The sequence below is a fragment of the Hymenobacter sp. R533113 genome, from assembly GCF_056835965.1.
This window is the reverse complement of sequence record NZ_JAKWBD010000011.1, coordinates 45,122-65,665: the sequence shown is the minus strand read 5'-3', so window position 1 is coordinate 65,665 and position 20,544 is coordinate 45,122. Positions and strand designations below refer to the sequence as shown.

The following is a 20,544-nucleotide window of genomic DNA, read 5'->3' as shown; positions in this document are numbered from 1 at the left end:
CAAGTATCATTTGGGGGCTTTTTTGATGACTGCTGTTTGCCGCTGTCCCGCTCGTGTTATAACGTATAGTACACTTCCTTCTGCTTGTCGTGGTGGCGTAGGTAGCCGTGGAGAACGAGCTTAATGAGGGTGCGGTAGGCCCGGCGCTCCCCTACATTGATCAGTTTTTGATATTGGCCCAGTGTGATGCGCGGGTTGGTACGGAGGTAATCTAGCACGGCCAACTCGTCTTTGTTCAGCGGGATTTTCTCGAATGTTGGCTCTTCGCGTTGCAGCACCTTTTCGGTGAGGCTGCTGGTTTGCACGCTTTGGTCGCGCACGCGTACGTAGCCTCGCCAGTCGCCCTCGGCCACCTGGGCGCGGTGGGGTTTATGTGCGCTTTCCCGCACCGTTACAATGAGCACAGTGCGGTCGTCTTCCTCTACTTCTTTGAAAGTGAGCAGGATAGGAGGGTCTACATAATGGGTGGCTGCCTCGCGCAGCACATGAATTTCCTCTGCCGCATCGCGCACGCCCACGATTCGTCCATCATCGTCGACGCCGACTAGCACGTAGCCACCGCGCGTATTGGCTAGAGAAGCTAAGGTGCGCGAAATGCGCGTTGGGTGAGTGGTCTTTTTTAAACTCTACCTGCTCCCCCTCACCCTGACGGATCAACTCCTGCAGCGTGGGCATAGGTTATAAAGTGGATTTGGAATAACAATCATACACCAAGCCTCTAAGCTTTGCTGGAGGATGAAAAATTGCCCCCCACACCATAAGAACGTCATGCTGAATGCGGTGAAGCATCTCGCGTGCGGTAGTAAAGTTAGTAATCAGCCGACCGCCGGCGAGATGCTTCGTGACTTCAGCATGGCCACCTTTTATCGTTATGATCAGCTACTTACAGTTACTCCACGCCCGTTTCCTCCTGCGAAAGGCGCCAGAGGCGGGCAGCTTCGGGGCGGCTCTGGGAGCGGCCCGAGGCACGGCTGGGTTTACGGTTTTTAAAATACTTGCCGCTAACGCCTTCTATCTCAGGTGAGGACGCTAAGTAAATGCTCGTCTGAGCGCCCTTTTCAGGACTGATCATAAACGGCCGAGCCGCCCACCACATGGCTTTCATCAGGGGAGAGCTGCCCGTATTCACCAGCCCAGTGTCTACCATGCCGGGGTGGAGGCAGTTAGCCGTTACTTTGGTTAAATCGAGGCGGTGAGATAACTCGCTGGTGAACACGATGTTAGCCAGCTTGGAGTCGCAGTAAGCCGTGAATGAGCTGTATTTCTCGGGGGCGTTGCGGGCCTCCGCCGACTGCTCAATTTCACCCAGCCAGTGCGCCTCCGACGCTACCGTCAGGATACGTGCCTGCGGAGCCGCCAGCAGCTGCGGCAACAGCAGATTGGTAAGCGCAAATACAGCCAGATGATTCGTGGCCCAGCTCAGCTCGTGGCCTTCTTCGGTAATGGTAAGCGGGCCCGGAAAAATGCCGGCGTTATTTACCAGAATGTCAAGCTGATCGAAGCGTCGGGTCACTTCCTCGGCCAAGGTGCGCACGTTGGCCAGCAGCGACAGGTCGCAGAGCAGCAAATCGAGCTGAGCATCAGAGCCTATGGCTTCGCGGATGGCAGTGCGGGCTCGCTCGCCGCGCTCCGGGTTGCGGCATACCATTACCACGCGGGCACCGCGCCTCGCTAGCTCGCGGGCGGTTATCAGCCCAATGCCACCTGATGCGCCGGTAACTAAGGCGACTTTACCGCGCAGAGGAGCAGAAACAGAATCGGAAGACGCAGTCATCAGGGAAAAACAAAATCAGTGTAGGGGGCAGAAATTGAGGTAACGTACGCTTTAGCAGGGACAGAGTTGAAAAATAGGCAGTGGTTTGGCTGTAAACGGCTTTTTAAGACTAAAAAGTCTGTCAGACTAAAGCGTAGAATGTAAGACTTCACCAAGACGCCAGATCCAGCATGACGGCCTTTAGTGTACCACTCCTTAAATATAAATCTGCTTAAAAAAGCCCCCCAGCCGAAAAAAACAATGCCACCTTCTACTGTAGAAGGCGGCATTGATAAAATCCAGCAAAACGAAATGCTTAGAAAGGCAGGTCGTTATCGTCGTCGCCGGCGATAGGGGCGGCGGGTTGAGCACGAAGATTTGGGTTTTGGTTCTGAGCGGGAGCAGCGGGACGAGGAGCGGCTTGCTGCTGATTGCCATAGTTGCCGCCAGCAGCGGGAGCACCGCCACCTGCACCAGCTTCGATGCGCCAGGCCTCCAGGTTGGTGAAGTACAGCATCTGGCCGTTTTTGTTGAAGCCGCGACCCCGCAGATTGAAGGTCACTTTTACCTCGTCACCGATTTTGAAAGGATCTATCAGGGCCGTCTTATCCTGCACCAATTGGAACTTGATATGCTCGGGGTACTGGCCCTCCTGGACTTCCAGCACGAACTCGCGCTTGCGAAATTTTTCACTCACCTGCTGTTCGTCGAAGATTTCGTGCAGGCGGCCGGTAGCGTCGTAAGCCATAAAAAAGAATAGTTGAAATGATGAAAATGGGAAGTCAAACGTACGAAAAAAAACCCGTTTCGGTTAAAAAAAACGGCCAAAACTCCGGTATGTTAGCTACGTATCTGTATGGGACTAAGCGACCAAAAATTGGTTTCTGCAGCCGGCTAAGCTTTGTCTTTATCTTGCGTTTTTAGGCATATTCACCCATTTTTTTCTATGAAACCGACTTTTGCACTGGCCGTACACGGCGGGGCCGGTACCATCTCCCGCGACCAAATGACGCCCGAAAAGGAGCAGGCCTACCACGCCGCTCTGCGGCAGGTGCTCGAAGCCGGCCACGATGTGCTGCGCCAGGGCGGCGCTGCCCTCGATGCGGTAGAAGCTTCCGTGCGCGTGCTCGAAGATTCGCCCTTATTCAACGCCGGCCGTGGGGCCGTATTTACCCATGATGGTCGCCACGAGATGGATGCTGCTATTATGGACGGCCGCGACCGGAGCGCCGGGGCCGTGGCGGGCGTGCGCAATTTGCAAAACCCCATCAGCGTCGCCCGGGTGGTGATGGATAAGTCGGACCATGTGCTGCTGGCCTGGCCGGGGGCCGAGGAATTTGCCCGCGAGCATAACCTGCCCACCCAGCCCGACGAGTACTTTTTTACCCAGCACCGCCACGATCAGCTGCAGGAAGCGCTGGAATCCGGGGGAATACAACTGGACCACAGCGAATCGAAAAAGCCCCCCAGCCCAAGAAAATGGGAACCGTGGGTGCCGTGGCCCGCGACCAGCACGGTAATCTGGCTGCTGCTACCAGCACCGGCGGCATGACCAACAAGCGCTACTCCCGCATCGGCGACTCGCCCCTTATCGGGGCCGGCACCTTCGCCGACAACCAAACCTGCGCTATTTCCTGCACGGGTTCGGGCGAATACTTCATGCGCGCCGTGGCCGCCTACGATGTGGCTTGCCTGATGGAGTACCGCGGCCTGAGCCTGGCCGAGGCCTGCCGCATTGTAGTACACGACAAGCTGGCGCCGGTAGGGGGCGAGGGCGGACTAATAGCGGTTGATGGGGCCGGTAATCTGGCGCTGCCGTTCAATTCAAGCGGCATGTACCGGGGCACAATCACCTCAGAAAGTCCTCTTTTTACCGCCATTTATGAGGACAAATAGCTGAGCTTTGAATGTGCTATATATAAGGAGTAACGCAGGAAGCTTAAAGTTGGGCAGGAGGCCGCAGGGGTACAAGCGAATATTTGATGGCATCTCATTTTAATCAAATGAAAACCAATGTCTTAAGATGTGTTCTGCTGTGGGTTAGTCTGTTGCTGAGTGCAACTACTTGGGCACAAATGATTTTGCCCCCCAGGTCTATGACTCCTGAGATTAAAGAAATAGGTCTGTACTACGGTAATAGTATAATGCCCGCTATTCAGGACCAACGGTTAAAGCTGGAAGCTGACCTCTCAGCGGCCGATAAGAAGCTTTTGGCTGAGTATCGAGCAAAGACAGATAAACTACAAGCTGACTCCCGAGCAACGAGTCGTTTGCTTCCGGCAACTGATCAGGCTAGCAAACTTGCTCGACGTCGGCGGGAAATTGAACAGTTTAGTGCTATCTATAATCCAGCAGATTCATTGGCCCAGAAGTATGAGCTTCCCATCCAGAAGCTACTGCAGGAGCTGGAGCCACAGCGAATAGAATGGGAAGCTGCGATAGTTGCCGTCCAGAAAAAGCATCGAACAGCAGATGCAGGGAGCGCTGACTTTAATACGCATTTGAGACTACTGCATAGAATGCTACATCCATCAAGTTTTATTTTAGTGTATCCGCCTTCGCAAAAATTGGCTAACTGATAAAGCAGTTGCATGCAAAAGGCCGCTCTCCCAAGGAAGAGCGGCCTTTTGCATGCAATCAGACAGGCCTCTATGAAACGGCCGACTTAGGCTTGGGCGATGCAACGGGGGGCAAAATTTCCTTGCTTGGATAAAATTTGCGCTCCTTAATATTATAGACGTTGCCTTTTACCAGCACATGCAGCACCATGTTCTCGATGGAGAGGGCAGCGCCTTTCTTTGCCAGACTGGCATTATTATGCTCCAAGTTATGGCCATCCATTATCACAACCAAGTTGGAGCCGATGGTTTCAATCAGATTGCCTTCCGTAATGAGGACGCCGGTATCCTCACCCAAGCCGATACCAATCAGCTTGGGATACAGGGCCACACACTCAATGAGGCGACCAAAGCGGCCCCGCTTCACGAAGTGCGAATCGATAATAACTTTTGACATCAAGCCCAGCCCGGTTCCAATCTTAACAGCCCCTTTCATCAACGCATCGGGCACGCTGCCGCCCCGAATCATGACCTTTGACATAGCCATGGCGCCGGCGCTGGTGCCAGCGATGATGAAATTGGCGTGTTGTTGATATCGCTCCGTGAGAACGCGCAGAAACTCGGTATTCCCGAACATCTCCGTGAGCCGGGATTGGTTGCCCCCGCTAAACATAAGTATGTCGGCGTCGCGCAGGCGGGCCAGGTGCTCGGGTCGGTCGGTATCCTCGGGTACGCGAATATCCAACACCCCCACGTTGAGGCAGTTGAGCATGGCGAAGGAAGCCACATAGATGCGGGCCACCTCTTCCGGAATCATGGAAGCCGTGGTAATAACCTCAATGCGCGGGTCGGCTTTGCCCGATTCGGTTACTATCCGTTTCAGAATCCCCAGCTCAAAGAAGTTTAGGTAGTACTTCTTCTTGGTGCGAGGGTTGGGGTAGGTGCCTTTATCTTCATTGCCACCGATGGCAATTAGTTTGCCGAGAGGTTTTAGATTTTCCAATACCAACATTCTAGACTAGTTCAACACAAAAAACAACAGAGCAGTCAGCTCCAAATTCAAGCAAGCTTCGGGCCACGCAGGGTCCAGCTGACTCCGCGGCCAGAGCGGGGGAGTTAGTCAAGTAACAAGTCAACTGCTCAAACCTCCCACTTTCGGCCTTTTTCTTCTTAAGCCTTAAACGGGGCGGCCCAGAAGCGCATCGAAGGTACTGGTAGCTACGGCGTGATAGTTTGGGCGGGCGCGGGCATAAATAGCCTGGGCCCGAGCCTTTCCATCGGGTAAGGTTAGTAGCGCTTTATACAGGGGCAGTAGAAACTTGCGCCGGCCCACGCGGAGCAAAAAACGCTGGGTAGCTTCCTCGGCTGGCAGATGGCCGGCCGCCAAAGCAACCGGTAACCAAGCCGTCAGAATTTCGGCGTTGCCGGATAGGGTGAGCTCGAAGGCGGCATCCAACTCCGCAATTTGCGCCCTGGATAAATCGGCGGGCAGCCCTTGTATAAAATATACCCACTCGTGCGTGCTCCACTCCGAAACGACTAAGTCAGCGGCCGGTGTGCCGCGCTGCCACTGCCGGCGGGCGGCATCAACGGCCGCGAAGCGCTCGGAGGCTATTGCTGGTGCCACACTCGGGATGCCAGGGCTGTTGATCCAAGCGTCTAATTGCAGCTTTTCTTCCAAGCCAGGCTCCTGTTCTAATAGCTCGCTGCGCAGATAGCCCACGAAGGAAATAGTGTCCATGCTCTGAAAACTGTGCCGGGCGAAGTACTCCTTAATAAAGGCGTCGAGGCGGGGGCGACCGATTAGGCTCTCAAGAGTGAGGAGGAGATAGTTGCCTTTTTCGTACGCAATATCATTAAGCCCTTCATCAGGGTCGCGGCCGGCAAGGTTAAGATAGAGGTGAGTATCGGGACTCTGGGGGCCAATTTCCTCAATGGTATGGAGCAGCGCATTATGGCCCAGCATCTGGAGCATACCAGCGTAGGCCGGACCATATAGCTTCTCCATAATCCGGCGCTCAAAGTAAACGGTAAAGCCTTCGTTTAGCCAGAAATCATTCCAGGTAGCATTTGTAACCAGGTTGCCAGACCAGGAATGCGCAAGCTCATGGGCTATTAAACTGGTTAAGCTACGATCACCAGTTATGACGGTGGGAGTTACAAATGTTAATCTTGGGTTCTCCATTCCACCAAATGGGAAGCTGGGGGGCAAAACCAACAGATCATATTGCTCCCAGCGGTATGGACCATACAGAGCCTCGGCCGTAGCTACCATTTTCTCCAGATCTCTAAATTCCGAGGCGGCCGCTGCTAGGGTAATTGGTTCGGCGTATATGCCAGTGCGGGCACTGATGGGAGCGTAGCTCAGGTCGCCCACGGCCAGGGCCATGAGATAGGCGGGAATGGGCTGCGTCATGCGAAAGTGGTACTCGCCTTGGGGCTCCTTCGATTGCGAGTTCTCCGCACTCATCAGCGCCAACAGACGGACTGGCACCCGAATCCAGGCTTCGTAAGTAAAGCGCACGCCGGGCGAGTCCTGGCAGGGCAGCCAGGTGCGAGCCAGAATAGCCTGCGACTGGGTAAACAAAAAGGGCTGCTCCCGACCAGCGGTTTGGACTGGGGCCAGCCACTGCAAAGCCGCTGCTTCGGGGGAGGTCTGGTAGCGGATAGTGACGGCGGTAGTTGCCGGCATGATGGCTATGCGCAGGGCTTGGCCCAGTACCGCGTTGGGGGCTCCCAACTCGTACGTGGTAGCAGATCCATCGGGGCCGTCGAGCAGCACGGCCTCTATCTGAAGGTCCCGTGCATCGAGGTGAAGGTCGGGGGCACCGCTCGGGTTGGTAAACTGCCAGGTGGCCTGCCCCGTGAGCGTCTGCGCAGTAAAGTCTACGCTTAGCTCAAGCGCCAGGTGATGGACACGAGCTTCAGTAGGGCGGGCGTAGCTGTGAGGATCAATCGCGGAGAAAGAGCTAAGAGCAGTGGAAGTAGGCATTGGCAAAATTCAAAAAGTGCGTTTTATTCTTCAACCTAAAAAGTAGGGTGGGAAAGGTAAAGGTAGCCAAAACCCTCACTGCCGCACGGCAACGCGGTATACAAGTGTGGAAGCAAAACATGTATATTGCCAACCGAGGCGAATTTGGAACCCCATGGAAACCTCGCGGGTCTGAATGCAGTAGAACGCCCAAGCCGCCAAACAGGACCTATCTTAAGCTAGGTTTTGTTGATGAGCTAGCTTGGTACTAAATGCGTTTTCCGCCGCTTCTTTATTTACATATGAAATCTCTCGTTCGCTTTTCTTTTCTCTCCACCTTCATGGTTTGGCTGTTGGGCCTTACGGTGCTCACCCTATCCTCATCATGCAGTCAAGACCAGAAGGCTCAGATTAAAGACGCTCTCCCCGGTGCGCTCACTAAAGCTGGCGACCCTCAGCCAACGCTTGACAGCACCTATGTAATTCAACAGATGGGCGCCGAGCCCGCTTTTAAGGAGCATACTGATTGGGGCAAAAAGTTTTATAAAGAGCGGGACTACCGCTTAGGCTGGTTTCGGAACCACGAGCTGGTTCCTCAGGCCAAAATGATGCTCGGGGTTCTCGAAAAAGCCGCTGACGAAGGATTAGATCCTAAAGACTATAAAATCAAGGACTTTGATAAGCTTTTTGCTGATCTGGAGGCGGTGCAATCAGACTCGACCAAACGTAATGCCCTGGAAAAGAAGATTGACGTGGCCTTGTCGAGCACGTATTTCAACTGGGCCTCCGATTTTTATCGGGGAACAGTAAGTCCACAGGAAGTCAAGAATATAGATTGGCGGGTAAAGCGCAACAAGATCAAGTTGCACAAGGCCCTGCTGACTATTCTTCAGGAGCGCGAAAGCACTTACCCTTATTACGAATTTGAGCCGCTTCACCCGGAGTACAACGCCCTGAAGAAAGCGTTGGCTGACTATCGGGCGTTGCAGCGCAATGGTGGCTGGCCCACTATTCCAGCCGGAACTAAGCTAAGGCCTGGAAGCTCATCACCGGCCGTTGCGCAGTTGCAGCAGCGTCTGCTGGGGGGCAAATCTGAGCCCGCAGCTACCCCGGTGCAGCCCGTAACTAACAATGGTAACGCTACCACATCAACTACTAATACGACTCCAGCCGCTATCTATGAAGGCGAACTGGTAGATGCCGTAAAGGCCTTTCAAACACAAAATGGACTTAAGGCTGACGGTGTAGTTGGAGGCGAAACTCTGCGTCTGCTCAATGTGCCGTTGGCGGATCGCATCGATCAGATCATGCTGAACATGGAGCGTTGGCGCTGGATTCCGAAGCGCTTTGAGCCAGATTATTTACTGGTCAACATTCCCGATTATAAGCTCCATGTTATTGAAGACAACAAGGAAGTGTTCAATATGCGGGTGATCGTAGGCAAGACTTTAAATGCTACGCCGGTGTTCAGCGATAAGCTGGAGTACGTCGTTTTGTCGCCTTATTGGAATGTGCCCATGAGCATTATCCAGAAAGAGCTGGCGCCCAAACTGGCTAACAATCCAGGCTACCTGGAGCACCTGGATATGGAAGTGGTAAAGGGATATGGGGCCAAAGCGGTACCCGTCGACCCCGGTTCTATTGACTGGACCAACGTAAACGAGAAGACGTTTAAGTATACGCTACGTCGTCGTCCGGGTCCCAAAAACGACTTAGGTGAGGTCAAGTTTATCTTCCCCAACTCCGACGATATTTACCTCCACGACACCCCCAACGACGAACTGTTCAATCAAACCAAGCGTGGCTTTAGTCATGGTTGCGTGCGGGTAGAGGAGCCCATCAAGCTGGCCGAATACCTGCTCCGCAACAAGCCCGGCTGGAACAGGGAGACAATCTTGGATACTATCCAAGCCCGCAAAGAGAAGTACGTGACGCTGGATGAGGAGCTGCCCGTGTACTTAGTCTACTTCACTGCCTGGGTGAGCGAAGACGGAAGCGTTCATTTCCGCGACGACATTTATGGCCACGATAAGGTGTTAGCGAAGCAATACTTCAACTAAAAATTCCTTTCCAGCCTGTATCTTCTCTAGGAGATTAGACAGGTTTTCTGGATAGCAAAAAGCCCCCCGCAGCTAGGAGTTGCGGGGGGCTTTTTGCTGCCTCTAATGGCTTACCACTTTATTGATCCACACTCATAATTACTCTCGGAACCTGTTAGGAGCAGCTTTAAATCCAGTTAGCAATAATCATGAGAAAAGCCCCCTAATAAGAGGCCAAACGCTGAGACAGTCTAAGATTAACATTTATAAACTGCAAATAAATCAGACAGTTGTATTAACATTAGTAACGAACGAACTACACATAGTTTATAAATGTAACGCGCAAGGAGATGTGACCATGATTCACTTATAATCGTACATTTGTAAATCGTTACTGTGTCACTTATTATGGTTGAGCGCATTCGGCAGATTTTGCAAGCCCGACAATTGAGCCCTACTCAATTTGCTGATGCTTTGGGTCTGGCGCGTCCTATTATTAGCCATGTGCTTAGTGGTCGCAATAAACCTAGCCTGGAAGTGGTGCAAAAGATAATTGCTGCCTTCCCAGATTTGTCGTTGCCTTGGCTGCTGAGCGGACAGGGACCTATGCTGGCTGCTGCCGAAGCTGTAGCAGTTCCAGGTGCCGCGTCCAATCCAACGCCTCCAGCAGAACCTAGGCGAGCTAAACGACCTGCACAGCGCGATTATGAGCCGTTAGCCGCTCCGTCAACTGCTCCTGTAATTCCGCCTCAACCAGCAACCGAGCTGCCTCCCGTAGTAACTTCTTCAGCGCCGACTGCTGCGCCGTCAGAGGCTCCACGCATTGATCCGCCTGCCTCGGAGGCTGCAGCCCCCAGCCCACCAGTGGCTGCCGTAGCAGTTCCTCATAATGCCCCCCAGAGCGCAACTGTGCCTGCGCCAAGCTCATCTGCTGCTCCCGACATGTTATCTGCCTTTGCCGAGCCGGGCAAAATAATTCGTCGCATCGTCATCTTTTACCACGATGGCACCTTTTCTGCATACCAGCCAGAGATGCTGGGTTAAGGTGCTTTTGTCGTTGTAAAAGACGTGTATATAGGCGCCAACGCAGCCTGTCTTATTAGCTGTGATTCCCTTAATAAGGCATGATGCATGCCTTATTAACCGTTAGATAGTCGATAACTTACTGGTTTCATTTTGGGGCTTATCCTTTTCATAAGTGGTTTTATACTGGTTGCTATACAATTATTGTTTCCCTGCTTAACGTACTATAATCAAGGCCTCTAAACGCGCTGATTAAGCTGCTTATATGTATGGTATCGATATCAGTTGAATAAGAAAAAGTATAGTTTGTACCACACTTTCCTTATTAATATGATTTTGTATATATTACTAAATTAACAAACTTAAAATCAGATGTTTATGTTGTTTGTGTTCTAGTTAAGATAAGGATAATTATGGTAGTTATAAACGTTTGCTATTTTATGGTTTATATGCTAAAGTTTCCTTTCTATAAACCGATACTTTTTGTTTAGGCATTTTGATATAAATGCTAACACTATTGACAAAGCCTTTTTGTGAGAAAAGTCAAAGTAAGCTTAACTGTGTAGCACGCTAATAGAGTTAGCAGGTGGTGAGGAAACCGGGAAAAAAGTAGGGTTACTCAAGTATGGAACAAGGGCCACTCAAAAATTACTGCTCCAAAGCTTGATATCCAGAATCGTTTGAGAGGCAGTTGTCAAATGTTATCTGACTGTGGACATAACAGAACACTCCTTCATGTAAGCAGATGCTTGCATCGTTGGTGACCCAAAAGGTTAGCTAAGTTTTGTAATGGTAGGTTCTGATTAACTTAAGCCAATGCCTAGCATAGCAGTTGGGAGTTTTGATGGGGGTGCTTACCTTTGGAGCATGAAAAAATTCCGTCTGCTTCTGCTGCTTGCTTCCTGTACCTCGCTCCTTATGACGACGTCTTGCTCAGTTCCCCCAAATGCTGAGGAAGATCCTAACGCCGATGCGGCCTACAAGCGCGCCCACCGCACGGAGATGTACCGCAAGGCACAGAGCAGCGAACCTTCCATTCAACAGTAGTCGCTTGAAGCTCGGCAGCGGCCTGCCTTAGCTTACTAGATAGCCTTCAGGATATAATGCAGAAGCCCCACCCGACTTAAGTCAGATGGGGCTTCTGCGTTGCTATTCGTTTTGCCCTCGAAAGGGAAGTCGGACATTATCTGACCAACGCCGCTACCAATTGCTCGGTGGTAGGTGCCGGAGCAGATTGGGGGCAAAATCGGGGAGACTGATGCCGGCCAGAAGGTTGTTCTCCAGCAAGTCGGCCCAGGTGCGCAGGTAGAGCACCACGTCGTCGCGCTGGTTGTGACGCAGGGCGTTGCGCCGCTCGAAAGGGATGGCCGCCCGGATGTCGGGATCGGCGAGACGTTCTAGGTGGGTGAGGTCTTGCCGGGAGAAGCCCAGAGCCAGCATCTCATCGATGGTTTGGTCGATGGGCAGGCCACTGGTGGGGCAATAGTCGATGAGCTGCCGCTCCCAATCGCCGTAGCGCTGCATAGCGCGGGCGTGAATCTCAGCTTTCGTAAGGCGCGTGACGGTTTGGGCAAGGTGGCCACAGTTGCAGCTGCCCATGTGGCCCCATTGATAAGGAGCCTGGGTAGCAAGGCGCTGAGCCGTATTGCGCAGGGCCTGAATGACGGGAAGAGTGCTCTTAGCCATAAGAGAGTAGATCGGGTTAAGACAAGTACTGGAAGACTTCCGGGTTTATAAGGCGAATGAACACCGTTTTGTTTCATAAAAAAGCGGGGCCGACTTATCGTCGGCCCCGCTTTAAGTTATTAGGGGTGCTTATCGGCCATTGCCGCCGCTGCCGTAGCGACGACGATTTTGCCCCCCACCGCTGCTACCGTTACCGCCACTGGTGGAGCGTTCGCCACCAGCGGGCCGGGAAGAAGAGCGAGGCCCAGCGGCTGGGCGTGAATGGCCCTGGTCACCGCGGCTCGAAGCCTCAGCGCCAGCACGCGGTGCACGACCGCCACCGTCACGGCCGGGGCGGGCGGGCCGACCAGCGGGACCTTTCGGACGCTGAATCGATTCGCGGCCATTCAGTAGCACGGGTGCAATAGCAGTGGACCGGTAAGGGTGCGTAGCCACGTCAATCTGCCGACGAATCAGCTTCTGAATATCCTGGAGGTAAGCGCGCTCTTCGTCTTCGCAGAAAGAGAGGGCAATACCGTTGGCCCCAGCCCGGCCCGTGCGACCAATGCGGTGCACGTAGGTTTCGGGCTCGTTGGGGATTTCGTAGTTGATGACGTGGGTCAGCTCATCCACGTCGATGCCGCGGGCGGCGATGTCGGTGGCAACGAGTACGCGGATGCTGCCGGCTTTAAAGTTGGATAAAGCGCGCTGGCGGTGGTTCTGCGACTTATTGCCGTGAATAGCTTCAGCGGCAATGTCCGCCTTCACCAAGGTTTTCACCACTTTATCGGCGCCGTGCTTGGTGCGCGTAAAGACGAGCACCCGCCGAATATTCTTGTCAGAGAGCAAATGCTCCAGCAGGTCGGCTTTGTCGTGCTTATCGACCATGTACACAGCTTGCGAAACCGTGTCGGCCGTGCTTGACACGGGCGTAACGGCAACTTTCACCGGGTTGGGCTTCAGAATAGTGCTGGCTAGCTCCTGAATTGGGCCAGGCATAGTGGCCGAGAAGAACAGCGTCTGGCGAGCGGTAGGCAGCTTAGGCAGAACACGCTTGATATCGTTGATAAAGCCCATGTCCAGCATGCGGTCGGCCTCGTCGAGCACAAATACTTCTACGTGGCGCAGGTCCACGAAGCCTTGGTTCATCAAGTCGAGCAGACGACCGGGCGTAGCAATAAGAACTTCCACGCCGCGACGCAGGGCGTTGGTTTGGGGCAATTGACCCACGCCACCGAAAATAACGGTATGACGCAAAGGCAAATGACGGCCGTAGGCGGCGAAGCTTTCGCCGATCTGGATGGCCAGCTCGCGGGTAGGCGTGAGCACCAGGCAGCGAATGCGCGAGTGCGACACGTGCGCTACTTTGGCCGTCTGGGTTAGAATTTGAAGAATAGGAACAGTAAAGGCGGCGGTTTTGCCGGTGCCCGTTTGGGCAACGCCCAACAAATCGTGGCCTTCCAGCACCTGCGGAATGGCTTGCTGCTGAATAGGGGTGGGCGTGGTGTAGCCTTCCTCGTGCAAAGCACGGAGGATAGGATCAATCAGATTGAGTTCGTCGAATGACATTGAAAAAGATAAAAGGAGCCACCCCTATACTAAGTACGGTAGGCGGCAGCCGACAAAAACGCGGCTTAAAAACCGGTCGAAAAAGAGAAAAAAGCCCCCAGCGGAGCCGGAAGCGGTAGCGGGTTGCGGCGGTTGAACGTATAACCAGAGCCAGGCGCCGCGCCTGGGTCAGTTATTTCCGATAAAATCCAACGTTTACACGCCAAGCTTACGACCTATGCTCATAAAGGACCGGAAAATCCTCTACGAAGGCTTTTACAAACTTAGTCAACTCACGGTGCAGGATGGCTCCGAGGAGTACCAGCGCATCCGGTTCGAGCCCGGTAAGGCCGTAGCGGCCCTGGTACTGGATACCACCCGCCAACGCTATCTGCTGGTCCGTCAGTTCCGAGTAGGCGCCGAGGCCGACGTACTAGAGTTGCCAGCCGGCATGCTCGACAAGGAAGGTGAGAGCCCGGAGGAGGCCCTGCGTCGTGAGATCAAAGAAGAATTAGGCTACAAAGTTGATCATTTAGAGCAAATAATCCAGATGTACCCTTCTCCGGGGGCCAATTCGGAGCGCATTACCATCTACTACGCCGAGGTAAGTCAAAAAATCGCCCCCGGTGGCGGTGAGGCCAGCGAGGGCGAAAAGCTGACGGCAGAGGAATTTAGCTGGGAAGAGTTGCTGGCCGAGCCCCTTCAGGATGCCAAAACCATCATAGCCGTGCAGTGGGCGCAATTGCGCAAGGCGAATAGATAACCCAAGTGGGAGCCTATTAAACTAGAACTAGAAAGTTAGTTCCCCTCCTCAGTTGAGGAGGGGTTAGGGGTGGTTGAAGACGCCAGAACGATGCTAGAGCTAGTTCTAAAAAAACTGTTCAATGATTGCCAACCACCCCTAACCCCTCCTTAGCTAAGGAGGGGAACTAGCTGCCTAGTATAGCTCTAGTTTGAGAGGCCGTCACTGGATTTAACCTTAGCCCTGCGGAGTTACCACGTACTCGAAGTTCTGCTGGAGCTTGGAGTCGGTGATGATGACGGTGAGAGGCTGGGGTGTTTCGGTTTTAACAAATGGAATAGTGCGCTCGCTCTTGTACAGGTCGCGGTTCCAGAAGCGGCCGTTGCCAGCTGTAGGGGTTTGGTTGTACACCTCTTCCCCAGCTTTGTTCTTGGCCGTGATGGTGAGCAGGCTGGGGTCGGCATTCTGGGCCCCGCGCCGATACATGGTTATCACCAGGTTACCGCCGGCGGGCAGGCTGTTGAAGCGGCGCTGATACGTGGTATCGGCCCAGTTGTTCATCTTCCGCAGGGCGTTTATTTCGGTCAGTAGCTCCTCGTAGGGGCGATAAGCCAGGCGCGTGGCGGTGCCAGCAGCTTCCGAGTCTTCGCCGGTGTTTTTGGTCACGTTGGAGATATAGGCGCAGTCTTTATCCTTTTGGGGAATCATGTAGCGCTGCTTGCGCTCTTCCTTTTCTTTCTCTTTTTCCTTGGTCTTTTGGCTTTTTTGGGCCGTGGCAGCGAAAGATGATAGTAGGCAGCAGAGGAGTAAAAGTTTTTTCATGGGAATAAATAAGAAAGGAAATGGAGTGCGCGGTAGCGCGTGTAAAAGCAGGAGAGGAGCAGCGACTAAAGCTCAAGCTTGGCAGGGTAGCAGCGCCACAGCAAAAAGCGTGACAAACCCATAATACCTGCATAACCCTAGCGTCATAGGCCGCTCCGACCTTTGCGGCGGGTAAACCTGCTTTGGCCTATGCACGCTCCTGTTACTCTGCCGCTGCTGCGCCGTTTGGTTCGGTGGTTGGCGTACGCACTCTGCCAAGTGGCACTGCTCGTGGCCTTTGGGCTGCGCGCCTTCGCTGGGGGCAATTTCCGTTTAGCTTCGGTGGGCACACGGCGGCGAAAGCCAGGATTTTGCCCCCCAGCGGCCGGCACTTGACGCCACCGGCATCTCTGGCCCAACACCACCGCACTGCCGCCTAATGGGAAAGAAAAAGAAAGCCGCCAAGGGCCGCCGCGTCGCCGTAGCCGTCATCTCCGACGTGCACCTGGGCACCTACGGTTGCCACGCCGAAGAGCTGCTGCGCTACCTCAAAAGTATTCGGCCTAAAGTGCTGGTACTCAACGGCGATATTGTAGATATCTGGCAGTTCAGCAAAAGCTATTGGCCCGCTTCGCACATGCGCGTGGTGCGCCACCTGGCCGGCCTGGCGGCCAAAGGCACGCCTATTCATTACCTCACCGGCAACCACGATGAGCTCCTGCGCAAATTTACCGGCACCCGCTTGGGGGCCCTCAGCATTGCCAATAAGCTGGTGCTCGACTTGCCCGGCGACGGCAAAGTCTGGCTTTTCCACGGCGACGTGTTCGACGTGACCATGCAGCACTCCAAGTGGCTGGCCAAGCTGGGCGCCCAGGGCTACGACGCGCTGATTCTGCTCAACCGGCTCGTCAATTTCATGTTGCAGAAAATGGGACGGCCCCGCGTAGCGTTGTCCAAGGCGGTGAAAGACAGAGTGAAAGGTGCCGTGAGTCTGGTAAGCAACTTTGAGCAAACCGCCGCCGGCATTGCCGCTGACGAGGGCTACCGCTACGTGGCCTGCGGGCACATTCATTGCCCCGAAATAAAGACCATTGCCACGCAGAAAGGCGAAGTGACTTACCTGAATTCCGGGGATTGGGTCGAAAACCTGACCGCCCTGGAATACTGCGCCGACACGGGCTGGCAACTCTACCGCTACGCCGACGATCCGCTCATGCAGCAGCCCGCCGAAGCGGAAACGGATTCTGATACCTATGAGGTTGCCGGCGCTTTGGAAGCGGCGCTGTTTGAGGAAATTATGAGTGGGAAGTAGGATGGTGGCACTACTACTTTTTCTGTCGTAGTACCACTATCGGTAAACGACCTCAGGCGTTTGCCAACATCAGCAACGATAGTGGTAGTACGACTTTGGAGTCGTACTACCCTGAAAGCCTCATACTTGTCCCTGTTAATCAGCCTGCTTTTTACATAACCCAAATAAATGCCGAACTAGCAGGGGGCTGCTAGCTCAGCAGTTGCTCTCTTCTTTTCAACCCTCAAAAAATCTACCCTTGCCCCGTATTCTTTACGCCATTCAAGGCACCGGCAACGGCCACCTGAGCCGCGCCCGCGATATTATTCCATTGCTCCAGGAGCGTGCTTCCCACCTCGATGTGCTCGTGAGCGGCCCGCCCGCCGACCTGGCTTTGCCATTTCCGGTGCAGTATCAGTTTCACGGCATGGGGTTCGTATTTGGCAAAAGCGGCGGCATCAGCTTTACCAAAACATTTGGACAAGTAAATGCTCCCGCTTTTGTGCGTGAGATGCGCCAATTGCCCGTAGAGCAGTATGATCTGGTTATCAATGACTTCGAGCCCGTGTCGGCGTGGGCGTGCCGCTTGCGCCATGTGCCTTGTATTGCGCTAAGTCACCAGAGTGCCGTACTCACCAGAAATGCCCCCGGCCCAAGCGCCCCGATGTGGTAGGTCGCACGGTGCTGCGTCATTATGCCCCCGCCACAGCTCACTACGGCTTTCACTTCGAACGCTACGATGCCGGCACGCACACGCCCGTTATCCGGGGACAGGTGCGCGCCCTGACTCCTACGAATGAGGAGCATTACACGGTGTATCTGCCGGCCTACGACGAGGCGACGCTGGTGCAGCGCTTGCGCTACCTCAGTCGCACTACGCGCTGGGAAGTGTTCAGCAAGCACAGCCAAAAGGAGGCTGAGTACGGCAATGTGCGCGTACGCCCCGTGAGCGGCGCGGCCTTCACCGACAGCCTCGCTCGCAGCGGCGGCGTACTCTGCGGGGCAGGCTTCGAGACGCCCGCTGAAGCACTGTTTTTGGGAAAAAAGCTGGCCGTGGTGCCCATGAAAAACCAGTATGAGCAGGCTTGCAACGCCGCTGCGCTGGCCAAAATGGGCGTGCCCGTAGTGAAAGGGCTCAAGGACAAGCACCTCGATGGCCTCGACCAATGGTTGCAGCTTGGGGAGCCTATTCCTGTAAACTATCCCGACGAAACAGCCGCTGTGCTGGACAAGCTGCTGCGCGAACACCTGAAATAGGCGTTGGGGGGCAAAATTGGGGCGCGGAACAAAGTGGGGGTAGGCTTTACGTATTTCGAGTTGTTTCAAACTCCAGGGCCAATACGCACTCCGGCTGCCCTCTTACTTTATACAAATGGTAAAACTACTCGGCTTTATGCCTTTATAAGCGGACTTTGGTTGTGAAGCCTTTGCCATCTGTGATGTACACTTGCTTGAAGCCTAACTCTGTCAGCTCACTGCGTACTTGCTGGAGCACGAAGTTTTTGTTTTCTGCATTGAAAGACGGCGAAGAAAGAGTGATGACCTCCGCCTGTTCTCCCCCAACGCGGACCCGCACGTTTAGCTCATCTGAAATGGCGTCTTCGGGCAACTCCTGGGCGTAATATTTTTTAAAGTCATCGGGCAGCTGGTCGGCGTGGGCCTGGCGCGCCGCTACGGCTATTCGGTTTTCTGCGGCTCGCTGCCGGGCAGCCGCTAGTTCAGCTGCGGACGGCCTGGGAGGAGCCGCAGGGGCCTTGGGGGCAAAACCAACTTCGCGGCCGGCCCGATTTTATCGTCGGCAGCTTCGGTAGCTGCCTCTAAATCAATGGTGTTGGCAGGAGAAGAGGTCTGCGCCAGCAGCACAGCGGCCACCGAATCCTGAATTTTTGCCCGCAGGGCGGCAGAGGGGTTGGGGCAGGCCTGCGCGCGCTCACTACCTGGTTAAGGGGCTGAGGGGTAGAAGCAGGAGTTGCCCGGTTGAGGCGACCAATAGCAAATGCCGCCACAAATACGAGCAAACTAAGCCCTATGATTCCTAAAAGGGCATTCATATTCATAGCTGGGAAGTTAAACGGCGAAGAAACGGCCAATTTTACCTTTCATATCACGAGTAAGGCTCAACCCAAATCTGCGACTTTAAAGTATAGCAGGTGACGCATACGCTGCTTTTGCGTCAACCGACTTGCGTTTTTTATGGCTGCAAAGCATGATAACAAGTTGCTTCAATAAGTCATGCTGTGCCGAATAAAGCAATTTACAAAGAATTGAAAACTCTGTACCCGGGCCGAAAGTTGCTTTTCGGCGTAAGTCAGGGCTTCATCTTCGTGCCCAGCCCAGCCGTGTGCTTAACCAAAAAACGTATGCTCAACCAAAAATACGCGTATAAGGCCAATAACTTTACGTGGTCTGCGCGCCGCTGCCTGCTTACCTTAGCTGTTGTCTGAATGCCTGCATTAGGTGCTGCCTTACCCGCTGCCTTCTTTCCTGAAAATGCCCCCCAGACCTATTGCCGAGCTGATCTTGGTTCTGATTTTCGGTGGGGCGTGGCGGCGGCGGCCTACCAGACTGAGGGTGCCTGGGACACGGATGGCAAAGGCCCCAGCATCTGGGACGAATTTGTGCGGCGGCCCAAGAAAATCAGGGACAACTCGCACGGCCGGATAGCTACCGATTTCTACTACCGCTGGCCCACCGATCTGGATTTGATGCAGCAGCTCCAGATCCCCAACTTTCGCTTCTCGCTGGCGTGGTCGCGGGTACTTCCCCAGGGAACAGGTACGCTGAATACCAAAGGGTTGGATTTTTACGACCGCCTGGTTGATGGCTGCCTGGAGCGAGGAATTACGCCCTGGCCCACGCTCTATCATTGGGATTTGCCCGCCGCCCTGCAGCAGCGCGGCGGCTGGACCAACCGCAGCATCGTGGGCTGGTTTGCCGACTATGCCCAGCATGTGGCCGCCCGGCTCGGCGACCGGGTGCAGCACTGGATGGTGCTCAACGAGCCCATGGTATTTACGGGCGCGGGCCACATGATTGGCATTCACGCGCCCGGTCGGCGGGGGCTGGGGGCCTTTTTATCGAGCACCCACCATGCCACTCTGGCTCAGGCCGAAGGAGGGAGGGCGTTGCGTGCCGCCCTACCCGCCACCGCCCAGATCGGTACCACGTTTTCCTGCTCTCACCTCACGCCCTGGCGCCCTCATCTAAGCCGCGACCAGCGCGCTACGGCTCGCGCCAATGCCATTCTCAACCGTCTTTTTGTGGAGCCAGCCCTGGGTCTGGGCTACCCCGTAGCCGAAGCGCCCGTGCTCGGCTGGCTCGACCGCTACATAAAGCCCGGCGACGAGCAGCGGCTGCCCTTCGACTTTGATTTTTGGGTATTCAAAACTATACCCGCGAGGTAGTGCAGCACTCGCCCTACGTGCCGCTGGTGTGGGCTAAGCTGGTAGGCGCTGCCCAGCGCGGCGTGCCTCATACGACCATGGGCTGGGAGGTGTACCCCGAGAGCATTTACCACATGCTCAAGCAGTTCAGTAGCTACAAAAATGCCCCCCGCCTGCTCGTCACCGAAAATGGTGCCGCCTTCCCCGACGAATTAATAGCCGGCCGCGTGCCCGATGTTGCCCGCCAGGCCTACCTGCGCGCCTGCATAGCCCAAGTGCTGCGCGCCAAGCGCGAAGGCGTGCCGGTGGATGGCTACTTTGCCTGGTCGTTCACCGATAATTTTGAGTGGGCCGAGGGCTACCACCAACGCTTCGGCCTAGTGCGCGTGGACTACGACACCCAACAGCGCACCATAAAAGACTCCGGCCACTGGTACGGAGAATTGCTGGCGGGCAAAATGGTGTGAGTGGTAAGGCGTTAACTCTATGTGGTTCTCTAGAACGTCATGCAGAGGCGGAGCCGAGGCATCTCGCGTGCTGATGTTGCTACCTAACAGGACAGTCATGCTGCATCTGGCGTCCGCTTGTCGAAGCATCTCTACCGCTTCATTGAGCAACGATTGAGGTTAGTACAGCGGTAGAGATGCTTCGACTTCGCTTTGCTCCGCTCAGCATGACGGCCTCTTTACCGATAGATAGCACCACAACGACCGCACGCGAGATGCTTCGGCTCCGCCGCTGCATGAGCGCCTGTTTGTTTGATGGTGTTA

21 protein-coding genes and 1 pseudogene are annotated in these 20,544 nt (G+C 54.5%); 12 read left to right on the top strand and 10 right to left on the bottom strand.

The window, feature by feature from the left end:
• Positions 1-56 precede the first annotated feature (56 nt).
• The 3 genes from MKZ35_RS07335 to MKZ35_RS07325 all read right to left on the bottom strand — a co-directional run bounded on the left by MKZ35_RS07335 (position 57) and on the right by MKZ35_RS07325 (position 2,501).
• Positions 57-551 carry an AlbA family DNA-binding domain-containing protein gene (locus MKZ35_RS07335; protein ID WP_482512582.1) on the bottom strand — a complete coding sequence of 165 codons (495 nt, stop codon included), beginning with the start codon at positions 549-551 and terminating at the stop codon, positions 57-59.
• 338 nt (positions 552-889) lie between these two features.
• A complete protein-coding gene (locus MKZ35_RS07330; protein ID WP_482512581.1) occupies positions 890-1,774 on the bottom strand; it encodes an SDR family NAD(P)-dependent oxidoreductase in 885 nt (294 codons plus the stop codon).
• A gap of 295 nt (positions 1,775-2,069) precedes the next feature.
• Positions 2,070-2,501 carry a DUF3127 domain-containing protein gene (locus tag MKZ35_RS07325; protein WP_482512580.1) on the bottom strand — a complete coding sequence of 144 codons (432 nt, stop codon included), beginning with the start codon at positions 2,499-2,501 and terminating at the stop codon, positions 2,070-2,072.
• Between the two features lie 198 nt (positions 2,502-2,699).
• Between MKZ35_RS07325 and MKZ35_RS07320 the strand changes: the two are divergent.
• A pseudogene (locus tag MKZ35_RS07320) lies at positions 2,700-3,649 on the top strand (isoaspartyl peptidase/L-asparaginase family protein).
• A 200-nt stretch (positions 3,650-3,849) separates the two neighbouring features.
• Positions 3,850-4,332, top strand: coding sequence for a hypothetical protein (locus MKZ35_RS07315; protein WP_482512579.1), 483 nt, complete (start codon positions 3,850-3,852; stop codon positions 4,330-4,332).
• A gap of 70 nt (positions 4,333-4,402) precedes the next feature.
• On the opposite strand, the gene MKZ35_RS07310 is transcribed toward MKZ35_RS07315, so the two are convergent.
• The gene (locus MKZ35_RS07310) at positions 4,403-5,323 is read right to left on the bottom strand and encodes a cyanophycinase (RefSeq protein WP_482512578.1); all 921 of its coding nucleotides are present in this window, start codon (positions 5,321-5,323) and stop codon (positions 4,403-4,405) included.
• A gap of 165 nt (positions 5,324-5,488) precedes the next feature.
• Positions 5,489-7,303: a M1 family metallopeptidase gene (locus MKZ35_RS07305; RefSeq protein ID WP_482512577.1), complete on the bottom strand. Its 1,815-nt coding sequence runs from the start codon at positions 7,301-7,303 to the stop codon at positions 5,489-5,491.
• A gap of 281 nt (positions 7,304-7,584) precedes the next feature.
• Between MKZ35_RS07305 and MKZ35_RS07300 the strand changes: the two genes are divergently transcribed.
• The 3 genes from MKZ35_RS07300 to MKZ35_RS07290 all read left to right on the top strand — a co-directional run bounded on the left by MKZ35_RS07300 (position 7,585) and on the right by MKZ35_RS07290 (position 11,391).
• Positions 7,585-9,342 (top strand): L,D-transpeptidase family protein, encoded by a 1,758-nt coding sequence (locus tag MKZ35_RS07300; protein ID WP_482512576.1) that lies wholly within the window; start codon positions 7,585-7,587, stop codon positions 9,340-9,342.
• Between the two features lie 387 nt (positions 9,343-9,729).
• Positions 9,730-10,365 (top strand): helix-turn-helix domain-containing protein, encoded by a 636-nt coding sequence (locus tag MKZ35_RS07295; protein ID WP_482512575.1) that lies wholly within the window; start codon positions 9,730-9,732, stop codon positions 10,363-10,365.
• Positions 10,366-11,211: 846 nt separating this feature from the next.
• The gene (locus MKZ35_RS07290) at positions 11,212-11,391 is read left to right on the top strand and encodes a hypothetical protein (RefSeq protein WP_482512574.1); all 180 of its coding nucleotides are present in this window, start codon (positions 11,212-11,214) and stop codon (positions 11,389-11,391) included.
• A gap of 153 nt (positions 11,392-11,544) precedes the next feature.
• On the opposite strand, the gene MKZ35_RS07285 is transcribed toward MKZ35_RS07290, so the two are convergent.
• Positions 11,545-12,030 (bottom strand): hypothetical protein, encoded by a 486-nt coding sequence (locus tag MKZ35_RS07285; RefSeq protein ID WP_482512573.1) that lies wholly within the window; start codon positions 12,028-12,030, stop codon positions 11,545-11,547.
• A gap of 129 nt (positions 12,031-12,159) precedes the next feature.
• Entirely contained in the window at positions 12,160-13,578 is a 1,419-nt protein-coding gene (locus tag MKZ35_RS07280) for a DEAD/DEAH box helicase (protein WP_482512572.1), read from the bottom strand.
• A 217-nt stretch (positions 13,579-13,795) separates the two neighbouring features.
• Between MKZ35_RS07280 and MKZ35_RS07275 the strand changes: the two genes are divergently transcribed.
• Complete coding sequence (locus tag MKZ35_RS07275; protein ID WP_482512571.1) at positions 13,796-14,320, top strand: NUDIX domain-containing protein; 525 nt, start codon at positions 13,796-13,798, stop codon at positions 14,318-14,320.
• A gap of 216 nt (positions 14,321-14,536) precedes the next feature.
• Here MKZ35_RS07275 and MKZ35_RS07270 read toward each other — a convergent pair whose 3' ends face one another.
• On the bottom strand, positions 14,537-15,121 hold the full coding sequence (locus tag MKZ35_RS07270) for a hypothetical protein (protein ID WP_482512570.1): 585 nt from the start codon (positions 15,119-15,121) through the stop codon (positions 14,537-14,539).
• Between the two features lie 189 nt (positions 15,122-15,310).
• Here MKZ35_RS07270 and MKZ35_RS07265 point away from each other — a divergent pair, with 189 nt between their 5' ends.
• The 4 genes from MKZ35_RS07265 to MKZ35_RS07250 all read left to right on the top strand — a co-directional run bounded on the left by MKZ35_RS07265 (position 15,311) and on the right by MKZ35_RS07250 (position 17,648).
• Positions 15,311-15,496 (top strand): hypothetical protein, encoded by a 186-nt coding sequence (locus tag MKZ35_RS07265; RefSeq protein ID WP_482512569.1) that lies wholly within the window; start codon positions 15,311-15,313, stop codon positions 15,494-15,496.
• Positions 15,497-15,539: 43 nt separating this feature from the next.
• Entirely contained in the window at positions 15,540-16,412 is an 873-nt protein-coding gene (locus MKZ35_RS07260) for a UDP-2,3-diacylglucosamine diphosphatase (protein ID WP_482512568.1), read from the top strand.
• A gap of 238 nt (positions 16,413-16,650) precedes the next feature.
• Positions 16,651-17,064: a glycosyltransferase family protein gene (locus MKZ35_RS07255; protein WP_482512567.1), complete on the top strand. Its 414-nt coding sequence runs from the start codon at positions 16,651-16,653 to the stop codon at positions 17,062-17,064.
• Positions 17,058-17,648, top strand: a complete 591-nt coding sequence (locus MKZ35_RS07250; protein WP_482512566.1) for a glycosyltransferase family protein — start codon at positions 17,058-17,060, stop codon at positions 17,646-17,648. Before MKZ35_RS07255 ends, MKZ35_RS07250 begins: the two co-directional genes overlap by 7 nt.
• Positions 17,649-17,790: 142 nt before the next feature.
• Here MKZ35_RS07250 and MKZ35_RS07245 read toward each other — a convergent pair whose 3' ends face one another.
• Positions 17,791-18,000 carry a hypothetical protein gene (locus MKZ35_RS07245; RefSeq protein WP_482512565.1) on the bottom strand — a complete coding sequence of 70 codons (210 nt, stop codon included), beginning with the start codon at positions 17,998-18,000 and terminating at the stop codon, positions 17,791-17,793.
• A gap of 104 nt (positions 18,001-18,104) precedes the next feature.
• On the bottom strand, positions 18,105-18,263 hold the full coding sequence (locus MKZ35_RS07240) for a hypothetical protein (RefSeq protein ID WP_482512564.1): 159 nt from the start codon (positions 18,261-18,263) through the stop codon (positions 18,105-18,107).
• Between the two features lie 572 nt (positions 18,264-18,835).
• On the opposite strand from MKZ35_RS07240, the gene MKZ35_RS07235 reads away from it, so the two are divergent.
• Both MKZ35_RS07235 and MKZ35_RS07230 read left to right on the top strand, forming a co-directional pair.
• Positions 18,836-19,795 carry a glycoside hydrolase family 1 protein gene (locus tag MKZ35_RS07235; protein ID WP_482512563.1) on the top strand — a complete coding sequence of 320 codons (960 nt, stop codon included), beginning with the start codon at positions 18,836-18,838 and terminating at the stop codon, positions 19,793-19,795.
• Positions 19,765-20,241 (top strand): family 1 glycosylhydrolase, encoded by a 477-nt coding sequence (locus tag MKZ35_RS07230; protein WP_482512562.1) that lies wholly within the window; start codon positions 19,765-19,767, stop codon positions 20,239-20,241. The genes MKZ35_RS07235 and MKZ35_RS07230 overlap by 31 nt, the downstream gene beginning before the upstream one ends.
• Positions 20,242-20,544 lie beyond the last annotated feature (303 nt).

Bases quoted from the DNA above. Each gene is read 5' to 3' on its own strand.
- MKZ35_RS07325 (WP_482512580.1), bottom strand. From the start codon at position 2,501: ATGGCTTACGACGCTACCGGCCGCCTGCACGAAATCTTCGACGAACAG.
- MKZ35_RS07300 (WP_482512576.1), top strand. From the start codon at position 7,585: ATGAAATCTCTCGTTCGCTTTTCTTTTCTCTCCACCTTCATGGTTTGG.
- MKZ35_RS07310 (WP_482512578.1), bottom strand. From the start codon at position 5,323: ATGTTGGTATTGGAAAATCTAAAACCTCTCGGCAAACTAATTGCCATC.
- MKZ35_RS07235 (WP_482512563.1), top strand. From the start codon at position 18,836: ATGCCTGCATTAGGTGCTGCCTTACCCGCTGCCTTCTTTCCTGAAAAT.
- MKZ35_RS07315 (WP_482512579.1), top strand. From the start codon at position 3,850: ATGACTCCTGAGATTAAAGAAATAGGTCTGTACTACGGTAATAGTATA.
- MKZ35_RS07280 (WP_482512572.1), bottom strand. From the start codon at position 13,578: ATGTCATTCGACGAACTCAATCTGATTGATCCTATCCTCCGTGCTTTG.
- MKZ35_RS07330 (WP_482512581.1), bottom strand. From the start codon at position 1,774: ATGACTGCGTCTTCCGATTCTGTTTCTGCTCCTCTGCGCGGTAAAGTC.
- MKZ35_RS07295 (WP_482512575.1), top strand. From the start codon at position 9,730: ATGGTTGAGCGCATTCGGCAGATTTTGCAAGCCCGACAATTGAGCCCT.
- MKZ35_RS07285 (WP_482512573.1), bottom strand. From the start codon at position 12,030: ATGGCTAAGAGCACTCTTCCCGTCATTCAGGCCCTGCGCAATACGGCT.
- MKZ35_RS07305 (WP_482512577.1), bottom strand. From the start codon at position 7,303: ATGCCTACTTCCACTGCTCTTAGCTCTTTCTCCGCGATTGATCCTCAC.
- MKZ35_RS07290 (WP_482512574.1), top strand. From the start codon at position 11,212: ATGAAAAAATTCCGTCTGCTTCTGCTGCTTGCTTCCTGTACCTCGCTC.
- MKZ35_RS07260 (WP_482512568.1), top strand. From the start codon at position 15,540: ATGGGAAAGAAAAAGAAAGCCGCCAAGGGCCGCCGCGTCGCCGTAGCC.
- MKZ35_RS07270 (WP_482512570.1), bottom strand. From the start codon at position 15,121: ATGAAAAAACTTTTACTCCTCTGCTGCCTACTATCATCTTTCGCTGCC.
- MKZ35_RS07265 (WP_482512569.1), top strand. From the start codon at position 15,311: ATGCACGCTCCTGTTACTCTGCCGCTGCTGCGCCGTTTGGTTCGGTGG.
- MKZ35_RS07275 (WP_482512571.1), top strand. From the start codon at position 13,796: ATGCTCATAAAGGACCGGAAAATCCTCTACGAAGGCTTTTACAAACTT.